This window comes from Streptomyces spectabilis, assembly GCF_008704795.1.
Taxonomy (GTDB): Bacteria; Actinomycetota; Actinomycetes; order Streptomycetales; family Streptomycetaceae; genus Streptomyces; species Streptomyces spectabilis.
Genome location: NZ_CP023690.1, coordinates 4,521,253 through 4,540,938, shown reverse-complemented (window position 1 = coordinate 4,540,938; position 19,686 = coordinate 4,521,253). Strand labels below are relative to the sequence as shown.

Annotated in this window: 13 protein-coding genes and 1 pseudogene; 8 read left to right on the top strand and 6 right to left on the bottom strand. The window is 75.2% G+C overall.

The annotated features are described in order from the left end of the window. Positions 1-51: 51 nt before the first annotated feature. The gene (locus tag CP982_RS19605) at positions 52-1,398 is read left to right on the top strand and encodes an MFS transporter (RefSeq protein ID WP_150511744.1); all 1,347 of its coding nucleotides are present in this window, start codon (positions 52-54) and stop codon (positions 1,396-1,398) included. A 40-nt stretch (positions 1,399-1,438) separates the two neighbouring features. Here the strand turns inward: CP982_RS19605 and CP982_RS19600 are convergent, their stop codons facing one another. Beyond that, positions 1,439-1,978, bottom strand: a complete 540-nt coding sequence (locus tag CP982_RS19600; RefSeq protein ID WP_150511743.1) for a GNAT family N-acetyltransferase — start codon at positions 1,976-1,978, stop codon at positions 1,439-1,441. A gap of 17 nt (positions 1,979-1,995) precedes the next feature. Between CP982_RS19600 and thpR the strand changes: the two genes are divergently transcribed. Both thpR and CP982_RS42555 read left to right on the top strand, forming a co-directional pair. Next, a complete protein-coding gene (thpR, locus tag CP982_RS19595; protein WP_150511742.1) occupies positions 1,996-2,559 on the top strand; it encodes an RNA 2',3'-cyclic phosphodiesterase in 564 nt (187 codons plus the stop codon). Positions 2,560-3,197: 638 nt separating this feature from the next. Further along, a pseudogene (locus CP982_RS42555) lies at positions 3,198-4,574 on the top strand (AfsR/SARP family transcriptional regulator); the annotation flags it as partial. Positions 4,575-6,670: 2,096 nt separating this feature from the next. On the opposite strand, the gene CP982_RS42550 reads toward CP982_RS42555, so the two are convergent. Further along, positions 6,671-8,038 carry a DUF418 domain-containing protein gene (locus tag CP982_RS42550; protein WP_150511740.1) on the bottom strand — a complete coding sequence of 456 codons (1,368 nt, stop codon included), beginning with the start codon at positions 8,036-8,038 and terminating at the stop codon, positions 6,671-6,673. A 131-nt stretch (positions 8,039-8,169) separates the two neighbouring features. Next, positions 8,170-8,847, bottom strand: a complete 678-nt coding sequence (locus CP982_RS19580) for a GDSL-type esterase/lipase family protein (RefSeq protein ID WP_150511739.1) — start codon at positions 8,845-8,847, stop codon at positions 8,170-8,172. Between the two features lie 85 nt (positions 8,848-8,932). On the opposite strand from CP982_RS19580, the gene CP982_RS19575 reads away from it, so the two are divergent. Then, positions 8,933-9,922, top strand: coding sequence for a TolB-like translocation protein (locus CP982_RS19575; protein ID WP_150511738.1), 990 nt, complete (start codon positions 8,933-8,935; stop codon positions 9,920-9,922). Between the two features lie 15 nt (positions 9,923-9,937). On the opposite strand, the gene CP982_RS19570 is transcribed toward CP982_RS19575, so the two are convergent. Further along, entirely contained in the window at positions 9,938-10,369 is a 432-nt protein-coding gene (locus CP982_RS19570) for a PPOX class F420-dependent oxidoreductase (protein WP_150511737.1), read from the bottom strand. Between the two features lie 102 nt (positions 10,370-10,471). Next, positions 10,472-11,233 (bottom strand): TetR/AcrR family transcriptional regulator, encoded by a 762-nt coding sequence (locus tag CP982_RS19565; RefSeq protein ID WP_150511736.1) that lies wholly within the window; start codon positions 11,231-11,233, stop codon positions 10,472-10,474. 105 nt (positions 11,234-11,338) lie between these two features. Between CP982_RS19565 and CP982_RS19560 the strand changes: the two genes are divergently transcribed. Together CP982_RS19560 and CP982_RS19555 are read left to right on the top strand one after the other, a co-directional pair. Further along, entirely contained in the window at positions 11,339-12,325 is a 987-nt protein-coding gene (locus tag CP982_RS19560; protein WP_150511735.1) for an ATP-binding cassette domain-containing protein, read from the top strand. Next, on the top strand, positions 12,322-13,176 hold the full coding sequence (locus CP982_RS19555; RefSeq protein WP_150511734.1) for an ABC transporter permease: 855 nt from the start codon (positions 12,322-12,324) through the stop codon (positions 13,174-13,176). The genes CP982_RS19560 and CP982_RS19555 overlap by 4 nt, the downstream gene beginning before the upstream one ends. A 100-nt stretch (positions 13,177-13,276) precedes the next feature. On the opposite strand, the gene serC is transcribed toward CP982_RS19555, so the two are convergent. Further along, positions 13,277-14,395 carry a phosphoserine transaminase gene (serC, locus tag CP982_RS19550; protein WP_150511733.1) on the bottom strand — a complete coding sequence of 373 codons (1,119 nt, stop codon included), beginning with the start codon at positions 14,393-14,395 and terminating at the stop codon, positions 13,277-13,279. 1,210 nt (positions 14,396-15,605) lie between these two features. Here serC and CP982_RS19545 point away from each other — a divergent pair. Both CP982_RS19545 and CP982_RS19540 read left to right on the top strand, forming a co-directional pair. Further along, on the top strand, positions 15,606-18,437 hold the full coding sequence (locus CP982_RS19545; RefSeq protein ID WP_150511732.1) for an FAD-binding and (Fe-S)-binding domain-containing protein: 2,832 nt from the start codon (positions 15,606-15,608) through the stop codon (positions 18,435-18,437). A gap of 163 nt (positions 18,438-18,600) precedes the next feature. Further along, entirely contained in the window at positions 18,601-19,653 is a 1,053-nt protein-coding gene (locus CP982_RS19540) for an EamA family transporter (protein ID WP_372503383.1), read from the top strand. The last annotated feature ends 33 nt before the right edge of the window (positions 19,654-19,686 follow it).

The following is a 19,686-nucleotide window of genomic DNA, read 5'->3' as shown; positions in this document are numbered from 1 at the left end:
TGCCTTCCCAAGGGCCCCCGGGCCGGGACCCGCCAAAGGAGGCGAACCTTTTTGAGTACGGGATCCGGAGCAGACTCCGCCCCCGCACCAACCACCCTCGACAAACCCGCCCACCCCAAGAACTCGATGTTCAGCTCGCTGCGCATCCGGAACTACCGGCTCTTCGCGGCCGGAGCCGTCGTGTCGAACACCGGCACCTGGATGGCCCGCATCACCCAGGACTGGCTGGTCCTCAGCCTCACCGGGTCCTCCGCCGCCGTCGGCATCACGACGGCCATGCAGTTCCTGCCGATGCTGCTCTTCGGCCTGTACGGCGGTGTGATCGCCGACCGGTTCGCCAAGCGGAACCTGCTCTTCGTGACCCAGGGAGCGATGGGCCTCGGCGGCCTGTTCCTGGCCGCGATGACCCTGACGGGCCACGTCCAGGTCTGGCACGTCTATGTGACGGCCTTCTTCACCGGCCTCGTCACCGTCGTCGACAACCCCACCCGCCAGTCCTTCGTCTCCGAGCTGGTCGGCCCGGACCAGGTGCGCAACGCCGTCAGCCTGAACTCGGCCAACTTCCAGTCCGCCCGCCTGATCGGCCCCGCCGTCGCGGGCGTCGTGACCGCGGCGGTCGGGCCCGGCTACGCCTTCCTGGCGAACGGCCTGTCCTTCCTCGCACCCATCGCCGGTCTGCTGCTCATGCGCACCGGCGAGCTGACCCGCAGCCCGCTCGCCCCGCGCCGCGGCAAGGGCCAGCTGCGCGAGGGCCTGAACCACGTGCGCGAGCACCCGGAGCTGATCTGGCCGATCGTCCTGATCGGGTTCATCGGCACCTTCGGCTTCAACTTCCCGATCTGGCTGAGCGCGTACGCCGACGAGGTCTTCCACGGCGGCTCCGGCATGTACGCGGCGTTCACCACGCTGATGGCGGCCGGTTCGCTGATCGGCGCGCTGCTCGCGGCCCGGCGCCCGGCGTCCAGGCTGCGGATGCTCACGGCCACGGCGGGGCTCTTCGGCGTCGCCCTGATCGCCGTGGCCGCCGTGCCGAACGCGTACGTCTTCGCAGGCCTGCTCGTCCCCGTCGGCGCGATCGGCCTGACCGTCAACGTCACCGCGAACTCCTCGGTGCAGATGGCCACCGACCCCGAGATGCGGGGGCGCGTGATGAGCCTGTTCATGATGGTGTTCGTGGGCGGCACCCCGTTCGGCGGGCCGCTCTTCGGCTGGCTCACCGACACGTACGGGGTCCGGGTGAGCTTCGCGCTCGGCGGTCTTGTCGTCGCGGTGGCCGCGCTCGCCGTCGGCCTGATACTGGCCCGCGCGGCGAACCTGCGCCTGAAGGTGGATCTGCGGCGGGGCCGCCAGCACGTCCGCTTCGTGCCGCGCGAGGCCGAGCTCGCGCCGGCCGCCTGAGCCGGTTCCCGGCCCCGGTCCCGCCGGGGCCGGGCGGGGCTCAGACCCGCATGGTCAGGACCTGGCCCGGCCAGGTGCCGTCCTTCGCCGTGAACGTCTCCGTGCGGACGAAGCCGTTGCTCTCGTAGTACGCGACGAGCTTGCCGCCGTTGCCCGCGTAGCAGTCGACCCGCAGCAGGGACACGCCCTGCGCGCGGGTCTCGGCCACGGCGTGGGCCAGGAGCGCCCTGCCCACGCCCAGGCCCGCGAAGCGGCGGCCGGTGGCGAGGTAGTGCACGTACCGCTCGGGCTCGTCGACCGCGGCCACGTAGTCGGTGGGCCTCTCGGTGAGCAGCAGCATGCCCGCGGGCTCCCCGTCCACCTCGGCGATCCACGGCGTGCCCTCGGCGACGTACTTCTCCACGAGCTCCACGAGCCTCGGCCGCGTCGACAGCGGCTCGGTGCCCCACTGCTTCGTGTAGCCCCGGGAGACCAGCCACTCGGCGGCGCTGTCGAGCAGGTCGAGGAAGACGGGGACGTCGGCGGCGGTGCCCACGCGTACGCGTATGGGGCCGGAGTGAGCTGTGCTGTCGCTGTTCATCAGGGCAGGCTAGCCGCATGAGACTCTTCGTGGCGGTGCTGCCCCCGGAGCCGGTGGTGGCCGAACTCTCCGGGCGCGTGGACGACTTGAAGCGGCTGCCCGGGGCGGACGCGCTGCGCTGGACGGAGCGGGCCGGGTGGCATCTGACCCTGGCGTTCCTCGACGAGGTCGACGACAGGGTCGTGCCCGACCTCACCGCCCGGCTCGCGCGGGCGGCCGGGCGCACCGCGCCCTTCCCGCTCGCGCTGCGCGGGGGCGGGCGGTTCGGGGACCGCGCGCTGTGGGCGGGGGTGGCCGGGGGCGTGGCGGAGCTGCGGCTGCTCGCGGGCCGCGCGGAGGCGGCCGGGCGCCGGGCCGGGGCCGGTCCTGAGGCGGGGCGGGGGTTCCATCCCCATCTGACCCTGGCGCGAGCGCGGGGGGCCGCGGATCTGGTGCCCTTCGTGGAGGGGCTTTCGGGGTTCGAGGGGGTGGAGTGGGAGGTGCGGGAGCTTTCGCTGGTCCGCAGCCACCTGCCCCGGGGCGGGGAGCCTGGAGCGCGGCCTCGCTACGAGCCCTTGGCCGGGTGGGCCTTGCGCGGCTGACGCCGCCCTCGCCTCCCACCCACCCGTACCTGCCCCGGTGACCCGGCCCGGCCCCGGCCTGGCGGCTCTCCCGCCGTCGTTTGCTTTCTCCGCCGCTGCCGCGGCGGGTTTCTCTCCCACCCGCCCACCCATGACACCCGAGCGACCTGGCCGGGCCCCGGCCTGGCGGCTCGCGCGTCGTCGTTCGGCTGGCCCGCCGGGGCGTTTCAGCCCGTCCGGCGTTTGAGGACGAGCGCGGTAGCGCGGTGTTTGAAGCGGTCCAGCGTCTGGGGGCGGGAGCGGGGCGGTTACGCTCGATGGTGTGGATCCCAAGACCAGGAACCGGATCATGGCCGGTGTGCTCGTGCTGATGTTCGTCGTCGTGGCCGTGGCGGCGGCAGCCGGACAGTAGCCGCCGCCGGGCCGCCCCGCCCGGTTCGACGCCGTGCTCGTCGGGCAGGTCCGCGTACTCCTGTACTTGCGGGCGGTGTTGCCGCGTAACGCCCTGGCCTGCGCAAACGGCGGGACCCGCCCAGAATCGGCAGCGAATTGACGCGGGGTGAGGCGCCCGCGTCCAATGGATGCCGTGGCCGGGACGCCGGGCTCGAGGGAGAACGAGCGCGGGGTAGTCCGGCACCAGGGGGGAACACATCCGCCGCGTGGACCGGCGCGGCCGCGTCCCCCTGCGCCGAAGGGGGAACGCTGTGATCGAACTGCGCGTACTGGGGGCGGTGGAGGCGTGGGACGACGGGCGCCGCGCCGATCTGCGCGGGCCGCGCCACCGGGCCGTCCTGGCCCGGCTGCTCATGGCCCGCGGCCGGGTCGTACCGCTCGACCAGCTCATCGACGACCTGTGGCGGGACACCCCGGCCGAGCGGGCGCTCGGCTCCCTGCGCACGCTCGTCTCCACGCTCCGCAAGGCGCTCGAACCGGGCCGCCCGACCCGCACCCCGGCACAGACCCTGGTCACCGCGCCGCCCGGCTACGCGCTGCGCCTGGACCTCGCGTCGGTCGACGCCTGGCGGTTCGAGGACCTCGTACGGCGGGCCGCCGAGCCGTCCGTGCCGGGCCGGGCCGCCGAGACCAGGGACCGGCTGACCGCCGCCCTCGACCTGTGGCGGGGCGGCGCCTACGCGGAGTTCGCGGCGGAGGCCTGGGCCGCGCCCGAGGTGACCCGGCTCAGCGAGCTGCGGCTGCTCGCGGCCGAGCGCCTCGCCGACGCGGAGCTCGCCCTCGGCGCGGCCGCCCGGGTCGTCGCCGACCTGGAGGCCCACACCCGGGCCCACCCGCTGCGCGAGGAGGGCTGGCGGCTCTTCGCCCTCGCCCTGTACCGCACCGGGCGCCAGGCCGACGCCCTCACCGCCCTGCGTACGGCACGCGCCGTGCTCAAGGAGGAACTGGGCATCGACCCGGGGCTCGCGCTGCGGACCCTGGAGGAGGACATCCTCCGCCAGCGCCGCAGCCTCGCCGGGGCCGTGGAGCGGGAGCCCGGGCCGCCCGTCCGGGCCGCGGTCCCCGCCGTGGCCAGCCGTCCCTCCGGGCGGGTGGAGCAGCCCTTGCCCGAGGCCCGAAGACCCCTGCCCGGCAGGGGCCCGGCGCTGGAGCGCCTCGGGCGGGAGGCGCAGCAGGCCGCCGCGCGGGGCGTGCTCCGCGTGGCCCTCGTGGGCGGAGCCCCCGGCACGGGCAAGACCGCGCTCGCCGAGGCGGCCCTGCACGGGCTCGCCCCCGGCTGGACGGCCACCCGCGGCCGCTGCCCGGAGGAGGCGGGCGCCCCGCCCGCGCACGCCTGGGCGGAGCTCCTGCGCACGCTCGGCGGCGCCGGGCAGCCGGCCCCGCCCGACCTCGCCCCGCTCCTCGACCCCGGTGCCGGGGCCGTCCCCGAGTCCCTCCGGTTCCGTACGCACACCGCGGCCACCGCGCACCTCGCCGCCGCGGCCCGCCGCGCCCCGCTCGCCGTCGTCCTGGAGGACCTGCACCACGCCGACGACGACACCCTCACGCTGCTGCGCCGCCTGCCCACGGCCCTGGCGGCGAGCCCCGTGCTGCTCCTTGTCACCTTCCGCACGGAGGAGCTGACCGCCGCGGCCCGCGACACGCTCGCCGCGCTCGCCCGCTGCGAACCGGCCCGGATGGAGCTCCAGGGGCTCGACGCGACCGCCGTCGCCGCCGTGCTCCGCGACCTCGCGGGCCGTACGGACGAGCCCGCCCCGGACCTCGACGAGGACACCGTGCGCCGCCTCACGGAGCGCACCGGCGGCAACCCCTTCTTCGTACGCGAGACCGCACGGCTCCTGACGGCGGAGGGAGCGGATGCCGCCCTGACCCGGGTCCCGCCCGGCGTGGCCGATGTGGTCAGGCATCGCCTCGGCGCGCTGAGCCCCGGTGCGCAGACCGTGCTGCGGCGGGCGGCCGTCGTGGGGACGGAAGTTGACATCGATGTCCTGTTGGAGATGTGCGCGCCGGAGGGCGACGGCGGCCCCGCACCCGATGGGGGCCTCGCACATGACGGGGGCCTCGGACCCGACGGTGGCCCCGCGCACCGAGGCGCCGCCGTCGAGGTCCTGGAGGAGGCCCTGCGCTCCGGGCTCATCGGCGAACCGGGGCCCGGCCGTCTCCGCTTCGCGTCGGCCCTCGTCCGCGACGCCCTCTACCAGGACACCTCCCGGCTGCGCCGCACCAGCTGGCACGCCCGCGCCGCCGCCGCCGTCGAACGGCTGCGCCCGGCCGACACGGGCGCGCTCGCCCACCACTGCCTGGAGTCCGCGGGCCCCCGCGACGTGGACCGCGCCGTGCGGCACGTGCACGCCGCCGCCACCGCCGCCCGGCAGGGCGGTGACCACCAGGAGGCCGCGCGCCTGTGGCGGCGCGCGCTCGCCGTCCACGAACGCCTCGGCACCGCCCCGCTGGTGGCCGCCCCCGACGGCTGCGACCGCGTCGTCGGCCTGGTCCGCAGCCTCACGCTCGCCGGTGATCTCCAGGGTGCGCGGGCCCAGCGCCTCAGCGCCCTGGAACGCTTCCCCGCCGACGGCGAACCGGCCGCCCTCGCGCACCTCGTGGCCTGCGACGACATGCCCACGCTCTGGTACCACCGGGACTACGCGGGCGGGCCTGACCCACGCGTCACCGGCGCCGTGGAGCGGCTGCTCGCCCACGTCCCGGAGGCGGACGACGAGGTGAGGTGCCGGCTGTTCGCCGTCCTCGCCCGCGAACTCGACGGCGTCGGCGGCGAGCGGGCCAAGGGCGCCGCCGCGGAGGCCGAGCGCCTCGCCCGCCGCAGTGGCGACCCGCGGCTGCTCGTGCACGCGCTGAACAGCCGCCTCCTGCAGACACACGGCGCCGCGGGGCTCGCGCCGCGCCGCGCCCGCGTCGCCGAGGAGATGCTGTCGGTCGCCCGGGGCGCGGGCCTCGGCGCGGCCGAGGCGGTGGCCCGCACCGCCCTGCTCCAGGCGCACGCCGCCCGTGCCTCCTTCCGCGAGGCGGACGAGCAGGCGGCGGCCGTGCGGCGGCTCACCGCCGGGCTCGGCGTCCCGGTGCTCGACCTCGTGCCCACGCTGTACGGGGCGCTGCGCCCGGCCGTCGCCCACCGGCACGACGAGGCCGCGCGGCGCTACGCCGCCGCGCGCGACACCTTCGGCGCGCTCGGCCTGTGGGGCGCCGAGCACGCCGTGTACGGGCTCGCGCTGTTCTGTCTGCGCCAGCAGGACGGGCGCCTGGCCGAGCACGTGGACCTGTCGCTGCGCGAGTACGAGACGTGGGGGCGCGGCGCGGGCTGCGGCGCCACCCACGCGCTGACCCTCGCCGCCGCGGGGCACGGCGCGCGGGCCCGCGCGCTGCTGCCCGAACTCCTCACCATGCGCCGGGACTTCCTGTACGAGCTGCGCCTCGTGGCCGCCGGGCTCGCCGCCGTCCGCCTCGGCGAGGACGACATCGCGGAGGCCGCGTACGAGGAACTCCTGCCCGCCGCGGGGGAGTTGGCGGGCGCCGGGTCCGGGATGGCCACGCTCGGCCCGGTCGCCCAGTACCTCGGTGAGATCGCCGAACACCTGGGCCGCGCCGACGACGCCGTCACGCACTACTGCCAGGCCCTGTCCCTGGCGCGCCGGGCCGACGCCCCGCACTGGCGGGACCAGGCTCAGCGGGGGCTGCGCAGACTGGCCCCGGCGTCGGCTTTCCGGGCCCCTTCGGCCCCGGCCCCGATCCCGGTCCCGGCCCCGGCCCCGGCCCCGGCCCCGGCCCCGGCCCCGGTCGAGCCCGCCGTCCGGGCCGAGGCCGTCCGGGCGCCGTAGGCGAGGCGCCGGAGCAACGCCTCGGCCGGGCCCCGCCGTCCGGCCTTCTCCAGCGCGTACGCGCCCGCGACGGTCACCAGCCACACGGCCGTCGCGACGAGGGCCGTCGTCGCGCTGCCCAGCTGCCCGCCGAGGCCCAGGCCCCAGGCCGCGAGCAGCGGGGCGAAGAGCAGGGAGTGGGTGAGGTAGCAGGACATCGACCGCTTGCCGACGGCCGCGACGGCCGTCACGGCCGTGCCGCCCCTGCGCCCGGGCCGGTTGGTCCACCACACGACGAACAGCGCGACCGCGGCCACGTATCCGACGCCGCCCGCGGTGCCCGTGACCTCCCGCAGCACCGTCAGGGCGCCCTCCTCGCTCTGCGCGTCGTCCGGTACGCGGACCGCTCCCACGTGGGCGAGCGCGGCGGGCAGCGCGCCGAGCCAGCCCACCGCGACACCGATCACGGCGGTGCGGCGCAGCAGCGGCAGATGGCGGCCCGGCTCCTCCAGGATCCGCCGCCGCGCCGCCCAGAACCCGAGCAGGAAGACGAGGTACCCGCCGCCGACCAGGGACAGCAGCGCCGCGGACGTCACGAAGAGGCCGGTCACGACCCGCGTCCCGGCGGCGGCCGACCAGCTCTCCTCGTCCGCCCCGTACGCGAGGTAGCCGGGCTCGGCGCCCGCGTCCCCCATCGAGCCCAGGTCCCCGCGCAGCAGCGCGGCGACGAACGGCGCCATCGTGAAGAGCAGCGTCTGCGCCACGCCGATCCAGATCCACCACTTCAGGGCCCGGTCGCTCCTGCGCACGAAGATCCAGCCGAGGAAGAGGCTCAGGACGCCGTAGTAGCCGATGATGTCGCCCGCCATCAGGAGCGTGGCGTGGCTGAGCCCGATGACGACCATCCACAGGCTCCGTCTGCGCAGCACGCCCACGGCGGCGCGCCCTTCGGTGCCGTGGGCGGTCTGGCGCAGATACATCTGCGTCATCCCGTACCCGAAGAGGAACGCGAACAGCGGGTAGATCCGCAGGTCGAGTGTCGTGATCATGGTGAACTGCACGACGTGGTCGAGCCACGACCCGTCCACGGGCTGCCACCCCGACGGCCCGCGCTCGGCCCGCCACAGATGGAAGGCGGTGTTCGACAGGGCGATGAGGAGCAGCATGAGCCCGCGCGCGAGGTCCGGCGCGAGCGCCCGTTCTGCGGTGCGGGTGGGAGGGGTCGTGACCGTCATGCCCCGAACCTAGGAAGCGGGACACCCCCCGCACGTCGGCCTTCCGGCCAGGAGCGGATGCCGAAAGTCGAGGGCCCGGCGCCGAAGGGCGGCCGTCGGGCGGTGGAGCCGGTCCGGACGGCCCGGCCGGGTCAGTGCGGCTCCGGGACCGAGCCCAGGTCCCAGGCCTGGGAGAGGGCCTGGGCGTAGGCGTCGGCCAGTTTCTGTTCGCCGCGTTCGTTGGGGTGGGTGCCGTCGTACGTGTCGTAGTGGATGTCGTACGCCTCGGGGGGCGAGGCCAGGAGGAGGGCGGACGCCGGGGTGTCCAGGTCGGCGACCGTCTTGGCGAGCAGCTCGTTGAAGAGGGCGACTTCGGCGGCGAAGGCGGCGTCGTCGTGCGCGCGGACGTTGGGGATGACGGGGAGCACGGCGATCGCGACGCGCGGGTTGGCGGCGCGGGCCGCCGTCACGAAGGCCCGGACGTTCGCGGCGGTCTGCTCGGCGTTCGTGTAGAAGCCGAGGTCGATCAGGCCGAGCGAGACGAGCAGCACGTCCGCCCGCTCGCGCCGCACGGCGTCGCCGATCAGCGGCGCCATGTGCAGCCAGCCCTCGCCCCAGCCCGCCAAGTGGCGGCGCGGGAAGTCCGGTTGGGCGTACGCGTACGACGTGGGGGCCTCGGCCACCTTGTCGTAGAGGGCCTCGCGGGGGCCGACGACCTTGAAGGGGGCGCCGAGGGTGGCGCACAGGTGGCGCCACATCCAGTAGCGCCAGGTGTGTTCCCCGGCGCTGCCGATGGTCATCGAGTCGCCGACGAACATGAACCTGAGCATCCGCTCATCATCGCGGATCACGCCCGTGCGCAGCGATGTGAGCCTTGACACCTGGCACCGGGCTGCGGGGTGGCAGGCTTGAGCCATGCGTTCTTCGAGGGTGTGTGCGGCCGGGGCCGCTGCGGTGGTGGCTGCGGTCCTGGTGGCGTCCGGCGGTCCCGCCCTGGCCGCGGACGAGGCGGGCAACGACGGGTTCACGATCGAGGACCCGCGCATCACCGAGTCCAGCGGCCTGGTGGCGTCCCGCGCCCACCCCGGCGTCTACTGGACCCACAACGACCAGGACAGCGGCGCGTATCTGTACGCCGTCGACAGCAGGACGGGCAAGACCGTCGCCCGGATCACCATGACCGGCGTCGGCAAGCCGCGCGACGTCGAGGCCATCTCGATGGGTCCCGACGGCAGCCTGTACGTCGGTGACATCGGCGACAACCTCGGCGGCAAGTGGTCGTACGTGTGGGTCTACAAGCTGCCCGAGCCCAAGGAGCTGAAGGACCAGTCCGTGCGGGCCACGCAGTACGTCGTGAAGTACGCCGACGGGCCGCGCGACGCCGAGGCGCTGATGGTCCACCCCAAGACGGGGCGGGTCTACATCGCCGACAAGAAGGAGGACGGCGGCTCCCTCTACGAGGGCCCGGCCCGGATGTCCACCTCGGGCACCAACGTCTTCCGCCGGGTGGCGAGCACCGATCTGTGGGTCACCGACGGCGCCTTCTCGCCCGACGGCAAGCACCTCGCGCTGCGCGGCTACCTCGGCGGCGTCGGCTTCACCTGGCGCGACGGCGGCAGGATCAAGCGCGAGGGCCGGCTGAGCGTCCCGCTCCAGCGCCAGGGCGAGTCCGTGACGTACAGCCCCGACGGCAGCCGGCTCATGTACGGCACGGAGGGCGAGCAGAGCGACGTCGAGGCCGTCGAGGTGAAGGGCGCCGGTGCCGGGGGCGGCTCGTCGTCGGACGGCGGGGGCTCCGGCGACGGGAACGGCGGCTTCTCCGGCGGCGCGACCAAGGGCGCGGTCGTCCTGGGCGCGGTGGTGCTCGCGGTACTCGGCCTGAAACGGCTGTTCCGCCGCGGGTGAGCGCCCCGGTGCCCACTAAGGCGCCGGGGGAGCCTCCTCGGGGACGGGCCGCACCTCGTAGTGCAGCGTCGCGTCCCGGCGGAACTTGTGCCACAGGGGCACGAGGACGCCCTGCTGCACGGGGTACTTGCGGTTGATCAGACGGGCCGCGCGCGCGTACTCGCCGCTGCCGCGCTCCAGCGGCCGCACCCGGGCCCTGAGTCCGGGCCCGGTCGGCCTGCCGCGCAGCGTCGAGGGGGCGATCTCGACCTGGGGGTCCCGGCGCAGCCGCTTGACCTTGCCCGCCCTGCCGAAGGTGCGGAAGTACGCGTGGTCGCCGTCGACCGCGAAGTGGACGGGGGTGCCGACGCCGGTGCCGTCCTTCTTGTGGCTGGTCAGCAGGACCGCCTGCTGCTTCTCGAACCGGGCGAGCTCGGGGCTCGCCGGACGCGCGGGACTCGGCTTCATCCCTCCATACAGACACGGGCGGGCCGGTCTGTCACGCGGGGTGCCGCCGTGCCCCGAGGCCATGCGCCTCTTTGCGCCGCGCACCCGTGGCGCGCCGCGCCCCTAGGCCCGCCCCGCCGCGCGTTCGCGCTGCTCGACGAGGGTGTCGAGGCCGTCCAGGATCCGCTGCAGGCCGAACTCGAAGTGGTCGAAGTCCGAGCCGAACGTGTCGTCCGAGAGACCGGCGACGAGCGGATAGCGGCCGCTGGTCATCACCCGGCCGAGCACGGGCCCCTGCTTCTCCCAGAAGGCCTCCTCGGAGAGCCCGGCGGCGTCGGCCTCCACCGACTGCGCGTGCATGCGCGCGACCCCGGTGACGTACCCCTCGACCAGGATCAGGACCGAGATCAGCTCGGGGTCCCGCAGGCCCATGGGCTTGATGCGGGACAGGACCTTCTCCAGGCCGCCGACGGCGCTCGGGCCGAGCACGGGCCGCGACTGGTTGACCTGGAGCAGCCAGGGGTGCGCGTGGTAGCGGTCCAGGGCCTCGCGGGCGTACGCCTCCACGCCCGCGCGCCAGCCGCCCTCGAAGGCGTCCTCGTCTTCGGTGGGCGCCTGGACGTGGTTGAGCATCAGGTCGAGCAGCTCCGCCTTGCCCGGCAGATAGCGGTACAGCGACATCGTGCCGGTGCCCAGCTCCTGCGACAGACGGCGCATGGAGACGGCGGCGATGCCCTCGGCGTCGGCGAGGGCGACCGCGGCGGTGACGATCCGGTCCAGGGTCAGGGCCGGTTTGGGGCCCCGCGCGCGGCGCTCCCCCTCGCCCCAGAGCAGTTCGAGGCTGCGGGTGATGTCGCCGCTTCCGCTGGTCTCCGTGGTCGTCATGGATCTCACGATAAGCCCTCGGACAGAAACTGGGTACGATGTACTCTCAATTGAGTACGGTGTACTCAGCAGGGCTCGGCGAGGGGAACGGACGGTGGAGCTTCGATGAGTGAGCACACACGCGGGGAGCACGCGGTGGCGGCCCGCGGCCTGGAGAAGCGGTACGGCGAGAAGAAGGCCCTGGACGGCTTCGACCTGACCGTCGCCCACGGCACGGTCCACGGCTTGCTCGGGCCGAACGGCGCGGGCAAGACCACGGCCGTGCGCGTCCTGGCGACCCTGGTCCGCCCCGACGGCGGCCGGGCCGCGGTCGGCGGCGCCGACGTCGTGCGCGACGCGGCCGCCGTGCGCGGCCGCATCGGCCTGACGGGTCAGTACGCGGCCGTGGACGAGATCCTCACCGGGCGGCAGAACCTGGAGATGTTCGGCCGCCTCTTCCACCTCGGCGCGCGCCGGGCCGAGCGCCGGGCCCGGGAGCTGCTCGCCCAGTTCGGCCTCGAAGCCGCCGCGGACAAGGGCGCCGGGCAGTACAGCGGCGGCATGCGCCGCCGTCTCGACCTCGCCGCCTCGATGATCCTCGCCCCGTCCGTGCTGTTCCTCGACGAGCCGACCACCGGCCTCGACCCGCGCGGCCGCAGCGAGGTCTGGGACTCCGTACGGGACCTGGTGGCGAGTGGGACGACCGTTCTACTCACCACGCAGTACCTGGAGGAGGCCGACCGGCTCGCGTCCCGCATCACCGTCATCGACCAGGGCCGCGCCATCGCCGACGACACCCCCGACGGCCTGAAGGCCACCATCGGCGGCAGCCAGCTGGAGGTCGTCGTCAGCGCGGCGGCCGACCTGCCCGCCGCGGTGAAGGCCGTGGCGCGCGTCGCCGACGGCGAACCGGAGACGGTCGACGCCGAGCGGCGCGTGCGGGCCGCGGTCACCGACCGCGTCGGCGCCCTCGCCGACGTCGCCCGCACCCTGCGCGACGAGGGCGTCGCCGTGGAGGACCTGGGTCTGCGGCGGCCGAGCCTCGACGACGTGTTCCTGAAACTGACGGGCACGAAGAGCGCGGAGACCTCACCGGCGGAGGCGGCGGCATGAGCGACGTACTGACACGGGACCTGAGCGGGGACCTGGACCTGGCCGCGGCCCCCGCGCGTGGCCGGGCCCAGTGGGCCGTCGCCGACACCCTGAACATCGCCCGGCGCTATCTGACCCACTTCCGGCGCATGCCCGTCATGATCGCCTGGCAGCTCGGTTTCCCCATCATCAGCGTGCTCCTGTACGGATTCGTCTTCGGCGAGGCGATGAAGGTGCCCGGCGGCGAGGGCGACTACAAGGACTTCCTGATGCCCGGCATGTTCGTGATGACCATGGCCTTCGGCTTCATGAACACCGCGATGGGCGTCGTCACCGACGCCTCCAAGGGCGTCATCGACCGCTTCCGCTCCATGCCGATGGCACCCTCCGCCGTGGCCGCCGGGCGCGGCGTCGCCGACCTCGTCGTGGCCTGCGCCGAGCTGACGATCCTCGCGCTCACGGCCGTGGCCATCGGCTGGCGCCCCGACAACGGCGTGGGCAACGCCCTGACCGCCTTCGCCCTGCTGCTGCTCTTGCGCTTCAGCCTGATCTGGGTCGGCGTGTGGCTCGGCTTCGTCGTGCCGACCCCGGAGGCGGCGGGCGGCCTGTACGCGGTGGCCTTCCCGCTCACGATGATCTCCAGCGTGTTCGTGGCGCCGTCCCTGATGCCCGACTGGCTCGCGCCCGTCGCGGCGTGGAACCCGGTCTCGTCCACGGGCACGGCCGCCCGCGAACTGTTCGGCAACCCAGGCGCGGGCGGCGCCAGTTGGGTCGAGCAGCACGCCGTCCTGATGTCGGTGGCGTGGCCGCTGGCCGTGACCGCGCTGTTCCTGCCGCTGGCCGTACGGAAGTTCAAGGCGCTCAGCCGGTGAGTTCCGCAGGGACGGGGACGCCGAAGGGCCCGGCACGCGCGCTGCGTGCCGGGCCCTTCGGGGTGCTGTGGTGCGGGCGCCGCGTGCGGGGCCCGGGGGGTTACAGCCTCTCGATCACGTAGTCCACGCAGCGCGTCAGCGCCTCGACGTCCGCCGGGTCGACGGCCGGGAACATCGCGACGCGCAGCTGGTTACGGCCCAGCTTGCGGTACGGCTCCGTGTCCACGATGCCGTTCGCGCGCAGCGCCTTCGCGACCGCCGCCGCGTCGATCTCGTCGTCGAAGTCGATCGTGCCGATCACCTGCGAGCGCTTCGCCGGGTCCGTGACGAACGGCGCCGCGTACTTCGACTCCTCCGCCCAGCCGTACAGGGTGCGGGACGAGGTGGCCGTGCGGCGCACCGACCAGTCCAGGCCGCCCTGGCCGTTGATCCAGTCCAGCTGCTCGCCGAGCAGGAACAGGGTGGCGAGCGCGGGCGTGTTGTACGTCTGGTTCTTGCGCGAGTTGTCGATCGCCGTGGGCAGGCTGAAGAACTCCGGCACGTGGCGGCCGCTCGCGTGCACGCGCTGCGCCCGCTCGATCGCCGCCGGGGAGAACGCGGCGAGCCACAGGCCGCCGTCCGACGCGAACGACTTCTGCGGCGCGAAGTAGTACACGTCCGTCTCGGCGATGTCGACCGGCAGGCCGCCCGCGCCCGACGTGGCGTCCACCAGGACCAGCGCGCCCTCGTCGGCGCCCGCGACCCGCGCGATCGGGGCGGCGACGCCGGTGGAGGTCTCGTTGTGCGTGAACGCGTAGACGTCCACGCCCTCTTCGGCCTCGGGGTCCGGGTGCGTGCCCGGGTCCGAGCCGATCACCGTCGGGTCCGCCAGCCACGGGGCGAGCTTCGCCGCCTTCGCGAACTTGGAGGAGAACTCGCCGAACGAGAGGTGCTGCGACTTGTTCTCGATCAACCCGTGCGTCGCGACGTCCCAGAACGCGGTGGAGCCGCCGTTGCCGAGCACCACCTCGTAGCCGTCCGGGAGCTGGAACAGCTCGCGCACGCCCTCGCGCACGCGGCCGACCAGGTTCTTCACCGGCGCCTGGCGGTGCGAGGTGCCGAGCAGGGAGGTGCCGGTCGCGGCCAGGGCCGCCAGCGCCTCCGGTCGCACCTTGGAGGGGCCCGCGCCGAAGCGTCCGTCGGTGGGCCTGATGTCTGCGGGGATCTCGATCTCAGCCACGCCGCGAGCCTATCCGCCCCTCGGGCTCCGGCGGGGCGCCCGTCCACCCCCCGAGACGGGGCGTCCCGTGCGGTGGCCTCCTCGGGGCGGGGCTTGCCCACCCTCCCTTGCCGGGCTCGGGCCGCCACCGCGGCTGCTTTCCCACCCACCCACCCGAATCTCCCCGGCTCCGCCAGGCCGGGCCCCGGCGCGTGGCGCTTGCGAGTGGTGCCTTTCCCTGCGGGCTTGTGTGCGGCCCCGGCGACAAGGGGCTGCGCTGCGCGCCGCCGGGGTGGTCCCACCCACCCGCCCCCACCGGACCGAGCACCCACGTTGCCTCCCGCCCGCCTACCTGAATCGCCCGAGCTTCGCGAAGCCGTTCCAGGTGGGCGTGGTGGGTGGGACTGCGCTGGCTCTGCGTGGTCTCGCTCCGGTGGGACCGCCGCGGTGCTGGGCGGCCTGGGGGGGCGCTGTGGCGCGGGGCGTAGGCGGGTGGTGTCCCAGGGGCCACGGGTTGTCCGTGGCGGGGCCTGGCCTGGCGGGAGGGGGCTTGTGGGGCCCCGGGCCCCTCGTCCTACTAGGTGGGGGCGGGTGGGTGGGACTGCCCCGGTGGTGCGCACCGTGCCCGCTGGGGGCGGTCGCATCGCAGGGCGAAGCGAGGCCGAGAGCTCGGGGAAGGTGGGCACAGCGCCGAGGTGCCGTCGCGCCGTTGGACGGGCCCCACTCCGGCTAGGGCCGGTTGGCGAGGCTCCGCCACGCGCAGGCCAGGCCAGAGCCGGGTTGGACGGGCCGCGCCCGGCGCCCGGCCCTCTGGGCCCCCGAGCCAGAGTCGGGTCCCACAGGCCCAGCCGAGGCCGGAGCCGAGTCCGGGTGTGGGGCGGGCTCAGCCCAGCCAGGGCCAGCGCCGGGCCTTGAGTGGCTCAGGCCAGTCAGGGCCGGGGCCAGGCCCGAGTGTTGGGCGGGTCTAGGTCAGCAAGGGCCCAGGGCAGAGCCGGGTGTTGGCCGGGCCGGGTCAGCCAGGGCCCTGGGCAGGGCCGGGTGTTGGGCGGCCCAGGCCAGACAGGCCAGGGGTAGAGCCAGGGCCAGGCCCGGTGCAGGGCGGGCTCGGGGCAGGCCCGGGCGTTGGGTTGCTCAGGTCAGACGGGCCAGGGCCCAGGGGCAGAGGCGGAGCCAGGCCCGGCCCTGGCAAGGGTGCTGTTATGGGGGCGGGGGGCGGGGCAGGCTTCGGGGCATGGGTGAGGATGCGGAGCTCGTGCGGGCGTTGCGGCGTGCGGTGCGGGGCGCGGTGGACGCCTCGCCCACGGCGAGGGCCCTGGTCACCATGGACGCCTCCAACTACCGCAGGGTCCCGACGGCCGTGGTCGCCCCGCGCGACGCGGCGGACGTGGCGGCGACCCTGGCCGTCTGCCGCGAACGGGGCACACCCGTGGTGGCCCGCGGCGGCGGCACCTCCATCGCGGGCCAGGCGACCGGCACGGGCGTGGTGCTCGACTTCACCGCGTACATGACGCGGATCGTGGACCTGGACCCGGAGGCCCGGACGGCCCGGGTCCAGCCGGGCGTGGTCCTGGACACGCTCAGGGCCGCCGCGGCCGCGCACGGCCTCACCTTCGGCCCCGACCCGTCGACGCACAGCCGCTGCACCCTCGGCGGCATGATCGGCAACAACTCCTGCGGATCGCACTCGGTGGCCTGGGGGACGACGGCGGACAACGTGGCGGAGCTGGCGGTCGTGCGCGGCGACGGCGCCGCCGTCACGCTCGCGCCCGGCACCTGGGACGGGGCCCCGGAGGGACTGCGGGCCCTCGTCGACGCCCACCTCGCCCCGCTGCGGACGGGCTTTCCCGACCTGCCCCGGCGCATCTCCGGCTACGCCCTCGACGCCCTGCTCCCGGAGGGCGGCGGCCCCGACCTGACCCGCGCCTTCTGCGGCAGTGAGGGCACCCTCGGCCTCCTCACGGAGGCCACGGTCCGCCTCGTCGAGGCGCCGCGCGCCCGCGCGCTCGCGGTCCTGGGGTACGCGGACGAGAGCGCGGCGGCCCAGGCGGCCGCGGGACTCCTGCCGTACGGGCCGCTCACGGTCGAGGGCATGGCCGCGGACCTCGTACGGGACGCGGAAGGGCTGCCCAAGGGCGGCGCCTGGCTGTTCGTGGAGACGGGCGGCGAGACCCCGGCCGACGCGCGGGCCCGGGCCGCCGCGATCGCGCGGGCCGCGGACTGCGGCGACGCCGTGGTGGTCACCGAGCAGGCCGCGCAGCGCGCCCTGTGGCGGGTGCGCGAGGACGCGTCGGGCACGGCGACCCGGATGCCCGACGGCAGCGAGGCCTGGCCCGGCTGGGAGGACTGCGCGGTCCCGCCCGCCCGCCTCGGCCCCTATCTCAAGGACTTCCGCGCCCTCCTCGCCGAACACGGCCTCCGCGGCACCCCGTACGGTCACTTCGGTGACGGCTGCATCCACGTCCGCATCGACTTCGACCTGTTGACGCGGCCCGGCGTGGCCCGCTTCCGGCGGTTCTCGGAAGACCTCGCGGACCTCGTCGTCGCGCACGGCGGCTCCCTGTCGGGCGAGCACGGCGACGGGCAGGCCCGCGCGGAGCTGCTGCCCAGGATGTACGGGCCGGACCTGGTGCGGCTCTTCGAGCGCGCCAAGGACCTCTGGGACCCCGCGGGCCTGCTGAACCCGGGCATGCTGGTCCGTCCGGCCCCGCTCGACGCGAACCTCCGTTTCGAGGTCCTGCCGCGCGAGCCGGTGGGCCCGCCCGCCACGGCCTTCGGCTACCGGCACGACAACGGCGACTTCGCCGCCGCCGTGCGCCGCTGCGTGGGCGTCGCCAAGTGCCGTACGACGACGGCGACGGCGGCGACAACGGGCAGCGGCGTCATGTGCCCGTCGTTCCGTGCCACGGGCGAGGAGCGGCACTCCACGCGCGGCCGGGCCCGGCTGCTGCACGAGATGCTCGCGGGCGAGGTGGTCACCGGCGGCTGGCGGTCGACGGAGGTGCGGGACGCCCTCGACCTGTGCCTGTCCTGCAAGGGCTGCGCGTCCGACTGCCCGGTGGGCGTGGACATGGCCACGTACAAGGCGGAGTTCCTGCACCACCACTACGCGGGCCGGGTGCGGCCCGCCGCGCACTACGCCCTCGGCTGGCTGCCGCGCTGGCTGCGCGCCGTCGCGGCCACGCGCACCGCGCGTCTCGTCAACGCCCTGGCCGCGCTGCCCCCGTTCGCGGCCGTGGCCAAGCGCGTCGGCGGTATCGAGCCGCGCCGTGCGCTGCCGCGGGTGGCTCCGGTGACGTTCCGCCGCTGGTGGCGCGGGCGGCCGCGGACGCACGGCGGGGGGCGTGCGGTGGTGCTGTGGCCGGACACGTTCACCGACCATCTGGCGCCGTCCGTGGGGCGGGCCGCCGTGCGCGTCCTTCAGGCCGCGGGCCTGACCGTCCAGCTGCCGCCGGGGGACGTGTGCTGCGGTCTGACGTACGTCTCGACGGGCCAGCTGGACCGGGCGCGTGCCGTGCAGCGGCGCACCCTCGCCCGGATGCGCCCGTTCCTGGAGGCGGGCACCCCGGTCGTCGTCCTGGAGCCGAGCTGCGCGGCGGCCCTCAAGGCGGACCTGGTGGAGCTCGCCGGTGAGACCCCCGACTTCCCGCACGCGCGCGTGCTCGCCGACTCCGTCCGCACCTTCGCCGAGGCGCTTCAGGAGTACGCCCCCGACTGGCGGCCCCCGCGTCTGGACCGGCCCGTGGCGGGCCAGACCCACTGCCACCAGCACGCGGTCCTGGGCGACGCGGCCGACCGCGGGCTGCGGGAGAAGGCGGGCCTGACGGGCGAGTTGAGCGGCGGCTGCTGCGGCCTCGCGGGCAACTTCGGCTTCGAGAAGGGCCACTGGGAGGTGTCGAAGGCCTGCGCCGACGAGCAGCTCCTGCCGTCCGTGGCCGCGGCCGCGCCCGGCACCGCGATCCTGGCGGACGGGTTCTCCTGCCGTACGCAGCTGGAGCAGCTGGCGGGGGTGCGCGGACGCCATCTGGCGGAGGTGCTCGCCGACGCCCTGGACGACGGGGCCTAGCCGGGGCCCCGGCCGACGGGGCGCATCGGCCCCCGCCCGGCTCCGTACGCCGCGAACACCTTCGACATCCCCGGCATGGTCCATTACCTTGTACGAGAGGGTGCAGGAGGATGGACTGTGAGGCGGGCTTGATGTGAACGTATCCCGGACGGATCGGGCGGCCGTGGCCGCCCCTGCCACAGTGGCGCAGCCGGAGGCGGCGGGGGTGGCCGACGCCGCACCCGCGGGCATCGCGCCCGCCGACCAGGGCGGCGCCGCGCGGGGGGCCGGGCTCGGGCCCATCGGGCTGGTGCTCGCGGGCTGCGTCTCCGTGCAGTTCGGCGGGGCCGTCGCGGTCAGTCTGATGCCGCGCGCGGGCGCGCTCGGCATCGTGACGCTGCGGCTCCTCTTCGCCGCCGTGATCCTCCTCGTCGTGTGCCGGCCGCGCGTGCGTGGGCACTCGCGCGCCGACTGGGGCACGGTCCTGGCCTTCGGCGCCACGCTGGCCGCCATGAACGGCCTCTTCTACCAGGCCGTCGCCCGCATCCCGCTCGGCCCGGCCGTCACCCTCGAAGTGCTCGGCCCGCTCGCGCTCTCCGTCCTCGCGTCCCGCCGCCTGGTGAACGTGGTCTGGGCGGGGCTCGCCCTCTGCGGCGTCTTCCTGCTGGGCGGGGGCGGCGGCTTCGGCGGCCTCGACCGGGTCGGCGTCGCCTACGCACTCGCCGCGGGGGCCGCCTGGGCGGTGTACATCGTCTTCAGCGCCCGCACCGGCCGCCGCTTCCCGCAGGCCGACGGGCTCGCCCTGGCCATGGCCGTCGGCGCCGTGCTCGCGCTCCCGCTCGGCATCGCGGAGTCCGGCTCGAAGCTCACCGTGCCCAGCACCCTCGGCCTCGCCGCGGCCGTCGCCCTGATGTCCTCCGTGCTGCCCTACACCCTCGAACTCCTCGCCCTCAGGCGCCTGCCCGCGTCCACCTTCGCGGTCATGATGAGCCTGGAGCCGGCCATCGCCGCGGTGGCCGGGTTCCTCATCCTCGACCAGGGCCTGACCCTCGTCGAGGGCCTGGCCATCACCCTGGTCATCGCCGCGAGCATGGGCGCGGTGCGCACCCAGGTGGGGCGCGGCAGGGCGAAGGGGCTCCCGGAGGAGTCCAAGGGCGGTGCGGCGCGGGCGAGTTCGGCCCCGTCGGAGGCTCCGGTCGAGGAGGGTCCGGCGACCCCGGCGACCCCGGAAAAATAATCCAAGCACGCTTGATTGTTTCTCCGGGCGCTG